The 10,583-nt window shown below is 70.4% G+C and carries 10 protein-coding genes; 7 read left to right on the top strand and 3 right to left on the bottom strand.

What is annotated here, in order from left to right; genetic code table 11:
- Positions 1–62: 62 nt before the first annotated feature.
- The gene (locus tag AB0H12_RS24690) at positions 63–497 is read right to left on the bottom strand and encodes a PPOX class F420-dependent oxidoreductase (RefSeq protein ID WP_499625624.1); all 435 of its coding nucleotides are present in this window, start codon (positions 495–497) and stop codon (positions 63–65) included.
- Positions 498–552: 55 nt separating this feature from the next.
- Entirely contained in the window at positions 553–1,350 is a 798-nt protein-coding gene (locus AB0H12_RS24695; protein WP_499625625.1) for a hypothetical protein, read from the bottom strand.
- Between the two features lie 125 nt (positions 1,351–1,475).
- Between AB0H12_RS24695 and AB0H12_RS24700 the strand changes: the two genes are divergently transcribed.
- The 4 genes from AB0H12_RS24700 to AB0H12_RS24715 all read left to right on the top strand — a co-directional run bounded on the left by AB0H12_RS24700 (position 1,476) and on the right by AB0H12_RS24715 (position 4,828).
- Positions 1,476–2,039, top strand: a complete 564-nt coding sequence (locus AB0H12_RS24700; protein WP_499625627.1) for a PadR family transcriptional regulator — start codon at positions 1,476–1,478, stop codon at positions 2,037–2,039.
- Entirely contained in the window at positions 2,036–2,656 is a 621-nt protein-coding gene (locus AB0H12_RS24705) for a GyrI-like domain-containing protein (protein ID WP_499625629.1), read from the top strand. Before AB0H12_RS24700 ends, AB0H12_RS24705 begins: the two co-directional genes overlap by 4 nt.
- Before the next feature lie 588 nt (positions 2,657–3,244).
- A complete protein-coding gene (locus AB0H12_RS24710; protein WP_499625631.1) occupies positions 3,245–3,748 on the top strand; it encodes an inclusion body family protein in 504 nt (167 codons plus the stop codon).
- A 231-nt stretch (positions 3,749–3,979) separates the two neighbouring features.
- Positions 3,980–4,828, top strand: coding sequence for an NAD(P)H-binding protein (locus AB0H12_RS24715; protein ID WP_499625633.1), 849 nt, complete (start codon positions 3,980–3,982; stop codon positions 4,826–4,828).
- A 449-nt stretch (positions 4,829–5,277) separates the two neighbouring features.
- Here AB0H12_RS24715 and AB0H12_RS24720 read toward each other — a convergent pair whose 3' ends face one another.
- Positions 5,278–6,378, bottom strand: a complete 1,101-nt coding sequence (locus tag AB0H12_RS24720) for a serine/threonine-protein kinase (RefSeq protein ID WP_499625635.1) — start codon at positions 6,376–6,378, stop codon at positions 5,278–5,280.
- 265 nt (positions 6,379–6,643) lie between these two features.
- Here AB0H12_RS24720 and AB0H12_RS24725 point away from each other — a divergent pair, with 265 nt between their 5' ends.
- From AB0H12_RS24725 to AB0H12_RS24735, 3 genes are read left to right on the top strand one after another with little or no spacing between them, the layout of a single operon-like run.
- On the top strand, positions 6,644–7,630 hold the full coding sequence (locus AB0H12_RS24725; RefSeq protein ID WP_499625637.1) for a gluconate 2-dehydrogenase subunit 3 family protein: 987 nt from the start codon (positions 6,644–6,646) through the stop codon (positions 7,628–7,630).
- A gap of 4 nt (positions 7,631–7,634) precedes the next feature.
- Positions 7,635–9,428, top strand: coding sequence for a GMC oxidoreductase (locus AB0H12_RS24730; RefSeq protein WP_499625639.1), 1,794 nt, complete (start codon positions 7,635–7,637; stop codon positions 9,426–9,428).
- A gap of 5 nt (positions 9,429–9,433) precedes the next feature.
- Positions 9,434–10,570, top strand: coding sequence for a cupin domain-containing protein (locus tag AB0H12_RS24735; RefSeq protein WP_499625640.1), 1,137 nt, complete (start codon positions 9,434–9,436; stop codon positions 10,568–10,570).
- The last annotated feature ends 13 nt before the right edge of the window (positions 10,571–10,583 follow it).

A 10,583-nucleotide genomic window follows, 5' to 3' on the forward strand; every position in this document is an offset into this window, starting at 1 on the left:
CGGTGTGTGGATCACCCGAAAGGCTAGCGCCAACCGGGGCGGGCAGGTCCCGGTGCCACCACTCAGCCCTCCGGCAGGATGCCTCGCCGGAACGGCTCGACGCCGACGGTGTGGCGCACGTGGGTGGGCTCGACCAGCACCATCACCCGCCGTTCGCCGGGGATCCGCCACTCGTACCGCTCGGTCCCGAGGTACTTCCGGGCCAACAGGTCCATGCCGCGCTCGGCCTCGTCGCCCACGACGAACCGGACCGCGCGACCCCGGATCTCCACTCGGTCGTACGGGTTGTCGGTGCTCACGCAGGACAGCGACAGCCGCGGGTCGCGGCGCAGGTTCTCCTCCTTCACCCGGCCGAGCGCCGTGTTGAACACGACGTGGTCGCCGACGAGGTCGACCCACATGGGGGTCACCTGCGGCGAGCCGTCCGGGTTCACCGTGGCCACGTGCCAGAACGTCGGCGCCAGCAGCCGTGCCTTGACCTGCTCGTCCAACTCCACGTCGCCCTCCGCGCCGAAGACACCTCGACCGATTATGTCGGGACACCGCCACGGGTCAGTTCGTGCATTCGGGTTGCCGGTCCGGGGCCGGATCGGTCACCGCGGGGCAGTGGGTGGAGGTGCGGGTGGGGCTCATCGTCCACGTCGTCGTGGCCGGCCGGTACCCCATGCCGCCGCCGTCCTCGGTCGCGAAGAACACGTCCTCGCCGCCGTTGACCGGGACCATGCGGAACCCGCCGCCCTCGGCGACGCCGATCTCGACGCGGTAGGCGAACGGGCCGGTCGTGCCGGTCAGGTCGATCACGACGTCGAAGCCGGCGTCGGCGCCCGGCTCGACCTGGTGCCGTTCCTCGAAGGTCAGCGGCCGGGGGTCGCCGTTGACGTGGAAGCGCGCCTCGGCGGGCTCCGGGAACGGGGGCGTGGCGCCAGGTCGGGGCAGGCACAGGAGCCGGACCACGGGCGCGTGCTCACCGGGGTAGGGCGTCGGATCCGGCACGACCCGCATGTAGGTGCTCTCGATCGTGGTGCGGCGGTCCGCCGAGAAGGTGACGGTGTGCGCGGCGTCGCCGACGGGGAGCGCGCCCTCCCGCAACGCCCAGGCGTGCAAGGCGCGGCAGTCCGAGACGTCCTCCGGCGGGGTCCGGCGGGCCACCTCCTCCGACGCCATCAGGAACCACCCCTGCTCGGCGTCGCGATCGCTGATCCCGACACCGACCCGCACGTCCGCCACGGCCGCCGGCGTGTCCGTCGAGGGCGACGGCGCGTCCGGCCCGGACCGCCGCAGGAGCACCAGGCTCGCGACGAGACCGGCGGCGACGCACACGGCGAGCACGGCGGTCGTTCGGGTCTTCACCGGAACATCCTTCCCGCGCCACGGGGCTGTCCGTCCAGTTTGTCTCCGGTGCCGGCGGTGGCGCTCGGTGAACACGACCGCGGTCCCCGGTTCCGCAGACGTTATTCTAGTACTAGAATAGTCGGGTGTCCTCGGAGCTGACCCCCGCCGAACTGACCCTGCTGGGTCTGCTGGTCGAACGACCCCGGCATGGCTACGAGCTGGAAGAGGTGATCACCGCCCGCGGCCTGAGGGAGTGGACCGAGATCGGGTTCAGCTCCATCTACTACCTGCTGGGAAAGCTGCGCGACCGCGGCTTGGTGGCGGAGGTCGACCCGCCGACGTCCGGCCGGGGCAAGGCCCGCAAGGTCTTCGGCCCGACCGAGGACGGACGCCGGGCGTGCGCGCGGGCGGCCGAAGCGGCCGTGGCCGAACTGCGGCCGGTGTTCCCGCGCGTCCTCGTCGGGCTGGCGAACCAGCCCGTCATCCCGCCGGAACGGCTCCGCGCCGCGCTCGCCCGCCGTGCCGCCTCGGTGGCGGAGAAGATCGCCGAGCTCCGCGCGACCGTCGCCGCCCAACCGCACGCGCCCCGCTTCGCCCGCGCGATCTTCGACTACTCCCTGGCCCAGTTGACGGCCGAACAGCACTGGCTGGCCGCCTACCAGGCCGAACTGACCGATTCACCCGACCAGGAGGACGGCGGACGATGAGCCCGGACCGCTACGACGTCAAGCGGGAGCTCAAGCAGCTCTACGCGCCCAAGAACACCGACTGGGCGCTCGTCGACGTTCCCGAGCAGCAGTTCATCGCCGTCGACGGGCGCGGCGACCCCAACACCAGCGCCGAGTACGCCAACGCGGTCGAAGCGCTCTACTCCGTCGCCTACACGATCAAGTTCGCGAGCAAGCGCGACGGCCGCGACTTCGTCGTCGCGCCGCTGGAAGGGCTGTGGTGGGCGGACGACCCGGCGGTCTTCACCGCCCGCGCCAAGGACTCCTGGCACTGGCGGATGCTCATCAGCCAACCCGACTGGATCACCGAGGAGGCGATCGCGGAAGCCAGGCGGGTCGCGTCGGCCAAGAAGGAGCTCCCCGCCATCGGCGGCCTGCGCCGCGAGGTCCTGCACGAGCGGACCAGCGCCCAGGTCCTGCACATCGGGTCCTATGACGACGAAGGGCCGATCCTGGCCAGGCTCCACGACGAGTGGCTCCCGGCGAACGGGCTGCGGATGACCGGGCTGCACCACGAGGTCTACGTGGGCGACCCCCGCAAGACCGCGCCCGCGAAGCTCAGGACGGTGCTGCGCCAACCCGTCCGGCCCGGCTAGGCGACGTCGTCGTGGTCGCGGGCAAGGGCCACAAGACCGGCCGGGGTGCGCGGCGGTCGCGATCACCGGTGAGCCGGCCGCCGTGAGCCGCCGTTGGAGCTCCGAGGTGAGCAGCAGGTTCGCGAGTTCGGACTGCTGCTCGACGTGAGCGACCCCGGCGAACCGGGCTCGTGCGGTTCGCGACTTCCAGGGCATCGCCACCATGGTCAACGGCAACATCGTCAAGCCGGCACTGCTCGACGGCCTGGTGGGGGCTGCGGTCGACCAATCCTGCCGGTGCCCGCCCGGGTGACACCTGCTCGGGTGAAGTATGCCCGCCTGCCGGACGTGCCGAGCGTGGCGCCGAGTCGTTCGACGCGCCTTTTTCGGCTTCACGCGCGGGTAGGCCCTACTTTCCGTTGCATAACCGTAGCGCATTGGGGTGACGTGCGCAGTCCACTGCACCAGGAATTCGAATACTTCGGTGATCGAACGCGGGTGGTGTGAGGCGAATGGATCACTGGTACGGACGATTGACGCCCGAGGCGCGAGTGCGGAACTGTATTGGTAACGGATCTTCCGCTGAGTGTGGCAGGGAGGAACTAACGTATGGCGGATTTCATCAACGTGCTCATCGTGATCGATGCTGAAACCATCATCGAGAGGTACGGCAAGAACTCCGATCCGGACCGGCCGACGTTGATTCCCGACAGCAGCAGCCTGATCTACATGACCACGCGGCAGGATCACATCATCGGTTCTCCGGGCAGCGAGTTGACGGTCAAAGCCTCTCCGGACGACATCATCAGGTGGCGTGAGACGACGTTGTCCCTGAATTCCAGGTACACGAGCGTCCTCTACAAGTTCGATGCGTCGTCGGGAGCGAACCTGATCGACACGCCCGAGGCGAAATCGGTGGTCGTCAGCGAGCCGCTGCCGAACAGCCACGACCCGTTGCACCCCACCACCCAGAAAATCAACAGCTTCTACTGGCAGTGCACCGTCCTGGAAACGGGGTCGGTCACCTACCACTTCAGCTTCATGATCCTCGACCACACGGGCGCGAAGCAGGGTTACTACTACTGGGACCCGTTCATCAGCATTCAGGACTGACGTACGTCACGAGATGGCGGGGAAGGCCTCCCGGAGTTCGCGCAAGAGCACGTCGTACCGGCCTGGGCCACAGGGTGGCCAGGGTCGACCAGAGCGAGTCGAACGCCACGGCGCCATCATAATCGTCCACACCGTTGAGACGATCAGGCAAAGCCACGCGCCGTTTGCGCATCTCCTGTCTGGCTCGTCCGGCACACCGTGATCTACATCGACGTATGGGAGGAGCCGGAGATGGACGGCAGAACGGTATGGGTAGAAGGTGCGACGGGTAAGGCGGGCAGGCGCGTGACAGCGGCACTCGCCACTGCGGGCGTCTCGGTGCGTGCTGCGAGCCAGCACCCCGGCGAACCCGCGGAGAACCTGACTCCGACCCGGTTCGACTGGTACGACGAGTCGACCTGGGCGGAGTCGGTCGCCGACTCCGACGCGCTGTTCGTCAAGGGACTCGACTCCGACGACCACGCCCCCGACGTGATCGCACGGCTGATCGCGTCGGCACCCCGGGCCCGGCACGTGGTGCTGATGTCGGCGCTCGGCGTCGACGAGGCACCCGTGACCGCGCCGCGGCGGGTCCTGGAGGACGCGGTGCGGGAGTCGGGTCTGGAGTGGACGATCCTGCGGCCGAACTGGCTGATGCAGAACTTCGACGAGGACGAGGCGGTCTTCGCGAGAGCGATCCGCGAGGACGACGAACTGTACGCCGGCAGTGGCGACAGCCGCGTGGGCTTCGTCGATGTCCGCGACGTCGCCGCCGCGGCCGCGGTGGTGCTGACCCACGACGGCCACCACGGCCGGGAGTACGACCTCACCGGACCCGAGGTGCTGACGTTCGACCAGGTCGCCGAGGTGCTCGCCAAGACATCGGGACGCCCCGTTCGGCACGTCGACGCCGACCTCGACCAGCACCGCGCGCACTTCGCCAGGTCCGGACGCCCGGACGCGTGGGTCGACCACATGATGCACCTGTTCGCACTGATCCGCGCCGGTGTGTTCGACGCCGTGACCGATGATGTCGAACGGCTTACCGGGAAGCCGCCACGCAGCCTGGCCGGGTATGCCGAGGAGGTCTTCGCGCGCTGACCCGCCCGGCACGGCAGCGGGTCGGCGAAGTCGCGGTGAGCAGGCGGTGAGCTGCGGCGACACGCGGTCGGAGGTGTCGGTGCGGGCACGGCTTGTGGTGATCACAACGGTTCCCCGGGTCACGTGATCATCGCTGAGCCGTGCCCCGCGTCGGCATCTTGTGATCGCCGCTGTCGCCGACCACCTGGGCGGGGCGGAGCTACCCGATCCGGTCCTGCTCGCCCCGGGCTTGCGGGAGTTGCACACCCGACGCGACCACGTCACCGAGTTGTCCGTCCGCGGCGCGCCGGGTGTCGACCGTGAAGGGCAACCAGACCCCGACCCGATGAGCCGGCCGCCTCCAGCCGTGCCCGCGCGGAGGCCCGTTCGCGTTCCTCTCGCGCCAGGCGCTGCGCCGCTCACCGAGGTCTGCGCCGGTGAACTCCTTTCCCCGAGGTGGTCGGTCCGGTTCAGGCGAGGCCGGGGAAGGACTCGCGGAGCTCGGCGAACAGGACGCCGTAGCGACGGCGGCCGAACGTCTGGACACCCGCCCAGAGCGCCTCCAGGGCGGCCTTCAACGGGTTCTCCTCGTGGGCGGCGAAGATCGCGGGCAGGGCCGTCGCCTGTTGGAGGACGTCGTGCTTGCCGTCCAACGAGGGCATCGGCGTCCGGGGGATCCGCTCGTCGGCGAGCAGCAGGTCCAGGAGCTCCCCGAGCGGCCCGTCGCCGAACGGTGGCGGCAGGGGCTCGCCCCGGTCCATCGCGGCCAGGGCCGGCGCGATCCAGTCGACGTCGGCCAACCCGGCCTCGGTGAACGCACGTCGGGCCGCCCAGCGGGCCACGTCCCGCTGGAGCGCCGGACCGGCCTCCGCGATCGCCTCGCCCAACGGGCGGTCCAGCCCCACCACCAGCAACGGCGTCCCGCGCAGCCGCCGCAGCCCGTCCGGGGGCAGCCGCCCGCCCCACCGGCGTTCCTCCGCCTCCAGGCGCGCTCGCGCGGCGACGCGGTCCTGTTCCTCGCGCGCCCGGCGCAACGCCTCGGCCTTCTCCTCGGCGGTCGGTGGCGGCGGCTGCCGGGCGGCGTACCGGTGCCAGTAGGCGGCGTGCTCGCTGGTCCGCCGGACGATCCGGTCCGGCTCGGGCGTCGCCGGCCAGAACTGGAGCAGGTAGCGCTCACGTGACGGGCTCGGGGGATCCGCGGCACGCGCGTCGTCCATCCCGATCGCGCAGTAGCGGACGCGGTAGTCGATCGGCGCCAACCCGTCCAGCGGCCAGGAGTTCTCGTACGCCCAGCTGTGGAGCGCGGTGGGTCCTGCAGGGCGGAAGGACACCTCGACCACGTCCTCCCACTCCTCGCCCACCGGCGGCGCCTGGTCGTGCGACTCGACGGTGAAGTCCACCTCACCGACGTCCGTGCCGGTCATCAGGAACAACGTGCCGGGGACCGCGCCGCCGCACAACCCGTTGGCCTGGCCGCCGAAGCACTCGTCCATCCCGAACGAGCCCTCGCCGCCGGCCACGTAGAGCTGCCCGTAGTCCGCCCAGGCCGGGCCGCTCATCAGCGTTCGCACCCGTGACTCCCTCCCCGAAGATCCGGTCGACCGACATCATGGCGGAGCCCACCGACAGAACCCGGCGACCCGGACAGGTCGTGAAGGTTATTCGTTACGGCGGAGGCGGGATTTTCACCCGGTGCGCTGAATCCCACGGCGGCTGGCTAACCGCGGCCCCACCCCGCGCGACGTCCCCAGTGCGCGCCGCGTTCTGCTCCGCGCCGTCCATTCGCGACCGGGCCCGGGGCCCGCGCTCATCAGGTGGGTGAAGACCATGCCCGTCGTGCGGGTTGCCCGAGACGACCAGTACGTGCTCAACCACACCACGCGCTTCCTCGCCCGCGACGCGGGCGACGTGGCCGAGCCGTTCCACCTCCCGGTGGTCGACACCCACTGGGACGGTTCGTCGGCGGAGACGTCCTACCGCTTCAACGACGTCACGTTCGCGCACCGCGACGACCAGGCGCGCGAGGTCGGCGTCGTGGGCACGTTCGGCGACCTGCACACGCCCGTGCCGCTGCGCCAGGTCCGGTTCCTGGACGAGCCGACGGGCCTGTGGGCCGTCACCGTGCGCGTGGGCAAGGGGCAGGTGCACCGCTACCGGTTCGCCGTGGACGGTCGATCGGTGCTCGACCCCGTGAACCCCCAGCGGCAGCGCGGCGACAACGGCCAGGAGTGGTCGCGGTTCTTCACCCACGGCTGCGCCGTGCCGATCAGCTTCGACCGCTGGGAACTGCGCCTGCTGGAACGCCTGGTCACGCAGGTGCTGCCGTTCCAGCTCGCCGAGAACCGGCGGTTCCTGGGCGACTTCTACCACCGGCTCAGCCGCTCCGAGCGCGACCGGCAGTTCCCCCTGGCGTTCCTCATGGACGAGTCGGTCGGCGTGGTCAACTTCATCGACAAGCTGCTGGCCCGCGAGGAACGGCACAACCTCGACGACTACAAGACGTGCCTGCGGCTGATCGACGGCGTGCTGCGCGCCCGCTTCCCCCGCCGTGAACCGGCCGAGCTGGGCAGGCAGGCGTTCATGGACCTGTACGACGAGCTGGCCGCGAACGACGTCCCGGGCTGGGACACGGGGCGGTACGGCGAGCCGCGCCACTTCCTGGTCCTGCTCCGCCGCCACGCGATGACCGGCGCGTTCGCGCACCCCAAGCACGGCGGCAACAACGGCGCGGCGGCGTGGGCCTACCTCGCCGAGCGCTTCGAGTTCGACTGGCGCTCGGCGCTCGAAGCTCCGCTGGGCCGCAACACCGACTACCGGGGATGAGACCATGGCCGACGAGGCGTTCGACGCGGTGATCATCGGCAGCGGCGCGGGCGGCGCGCCCATCGCCCACGCGCTGGTGCGGGCCGGCAAACGCGTGCTGGTGCTGGAGAAGGGGCCGCTGTTCCACGCCCAGCACACCAGCTCCGACGGCCTGTCGGACTTCAAGCGGGACGAGGAGTTCGCCACCGGCGCGGAGAAGGTGCTCCGCGTCCAAGGCGTGGCGAACACGGGCGTGTCGTTCTACTCCAGCCACGTCGAGCCGGACCTGAACGACGAGCCGCACGTCTACCGCGACAGCGACGGCCGGGACAAGGTCACCATCGAGGGGTACACGGCGCAGGTCGTGGGCGGCGGCACGCAGCTCTACGGCGGCGTGTCGCTGCGGTTCGCGCCCGACGACTTCCGGCTGCGCACGGTGAACCAGGGGCGTTCGGACCTGCGCGACGACGTGAACGGCGACGTCGCCCGGGAGGCGCGCGACTGGCCGTTCGGCTACGACGAGCTGGAGCCGTGGTACTGCCGCGCCGAGGACCTGGTCGGCATCAACGGCACCCGGGACGGCCAGCTCAAGCCCGTGAGCGTGGACCACTACCAGAAACCGCTGGAGCCCAACAGCATCAGCTCGCACGTCGCCGTCGGGATGGACGCCCTGGGCTACCGCCGTTACCGCACGCCGCTGGCGGTCATCACGGAGGACCACGTGCCGAGCGGGCGCACGGTGCCGCTGGACCGCGAGTCGATCAAGACCGCGTTCGTGAACCGCTACGGCGACCCGTTGGGCCTGAAGTCCAACACGTGGGTCTCGCTGCTGCACCCGATCTCGACGGAACCGGGGTTCTCGTTGCGCGCCAACTGCGCCGTGACGCACCTGTCCGCGACGGACTCGCGGGTGACCGCCGTGCACTACCGCGACCCGCTCGGTCGCGAGCGGACGGTGAGCGGCACGGTCGTGGTGGTGGCGTGCAGCGCGATCGAGTCCGTGCGGCTGCTGCAGCTGTCCGCCGCGCTGGACGACGGCTTCGCCGCCCGGATCAACGGCAACGACCTGCTCGGCCGCTACTTCCTGACGCACTGCTTCGGCGGCGCGTCGGCCCGCGTGCCCGGCCGCCACGACAAGTCGCGCACGCTCGACTCGGACTGGGCCACCGACGCGTGCGCCGCGCCGGAGTTCGTGCGCGCCAACAACCTGTGGGCGGGCGGCGCGATCTACAACAACACGTCGGACTCGGCGCTGCCGATCAGCATGGCGCGCACGTGGGCCGCCAACGACATGGACACGATGTGGAAGGGCTACCTGTACGACCTGGACATGCGGGGTGACGCGTTCGACGGGTACCTGACCGAGAACTTCGGCCGCCAGCTGTCGGTGGCGTTCATGGCCAACCAGCTCCCGCTGCCCACCAACCGGATCACGCTGCACCCGACCGTGCGCGACAAGTGGAACCGGCCAGTCGCCCACATCGACAAGGGCTGGCACGGCCACGACCGCGCGGTGATGGACGTGCTGGCCGAGCAGTGCCGCCGCATCCTCGCCGCCGGTGGCGACGGCGTGCAGGTGATTGGGTACGGCCACGTCGGCAACGACGTGCGGCGCATCGCCAACCACGTGCTGGGCGGCGCGCGGTTCGGCGCGGACCCGGCCGACTCGGTGCTCGACCCGGACTGCCGCGCGTGGCGGTTCGACAACCTCTACGTCACCGACGGGTCGTTCATGCCGACCTCCGGCGGCGCGAACCCCACCCTGACCATCCAGGCCAACGCCTTCCGCGTCGGCGACCTGCTCACCACGAGGGTGTGACGGCGATGGACCCCGCGTTCGACGACATCTTCACCCAGCCGGAGAACGAGATCTTCCGGGTCGTGTTCTTCCCCGACCGGATCTACCACTCGCGTTACCTGCACGCCTCGCGCAGTCCCCGCTACCGCTACGACGTGGACGAGGTGCGCAACGGCCCGGAGATCACCGCGATGAAGGGCAGCGTCTACCTCGACGGCACGCGGCTGTGCTCCGTGCTGCGCCTGGAGTACCGCGCCGGACGGCTCACCGAACTGGTGCGGGAACGCGGACGCCGCCTCGGTCCTTCGGTGAACGCGTGGGTGCGCCTGCTGCCGGACGACGCCGCGCTCACCGCCGACGCGACCGTGACCTTGCGCTACGACAAGGCGGTGGACGCGTACGCGGTGGAGATGTGGGACACGCTGGAGCCGCCCGAGCACATCCACCACGACTACCGGGTGCTGCCGCTCATGGGCGCGAACGCCCCGATCACGCGTCCGCCGTCGCTGTCGTCCGCGTTGGTCGACATCAAGGCGCTGCGCCGGCTGGAGGTGGCGTTCAGCGAGGTGGCGATGACCACGCCCACCGGTCACCCGGTGCCGGACGTCCAGTGGGACAACAACTTCCTGCGCTCGCACCAGGAGCCGCGCGACCCGTCGCCCTCTTCGGACCGGAACACCGTGCGCGACCTGAACTACCTGCTGGACTACCAGCGCGCGTGGTTCATCCCCGACTCGGCTCAGGTGCCGCCGGTGCGCTACCGCAACGCGATGATGGACTCCGACAACCCGGAGGCCGGCGACGGCAACGTGCTGGACATGCGCTGGCTCGTGCAACGCGAGCTGGGCGGCGACCTGGTGTTCTTCCACGAGGTGACGATCCCGCCGGGAGTGGTCGAGGGCACGCACCGCCACATCGGGTCCGAGGAGCTGTACTACGTGGTGTCCGGCCGCGGCCGGGCCTACCTGGGGGTGGACGACGACCCGGCCGCCGCGGGGCAGCCGATCGTCGAACGGCACGTGTACGGCATCGGCCGCAAGCAGTGCCGCGAGGTGGCCGTGGGGCCGGGCAGCACGCTGTTCACCAAGAGCGGCGGCATCCACGGCATCCGCGCGGACGGCGACGAGCCGTTGAAGTTCGTGGCGTTCCTGTACCAGCCCTGAAACCCCTGAATGG

Origin of the sequence: Actinosynnema sp. NPDC023794, from assembly GCF_040639675.1 — a bacterium.
In the GTDB taxonomy this organism is placed as follows: Bacteria; Actinomycetota; Actinomycetes; order Mycobacteriales; family Pseudonocardiaceae; genus Actinosynnema; species Actinosynnema luteola.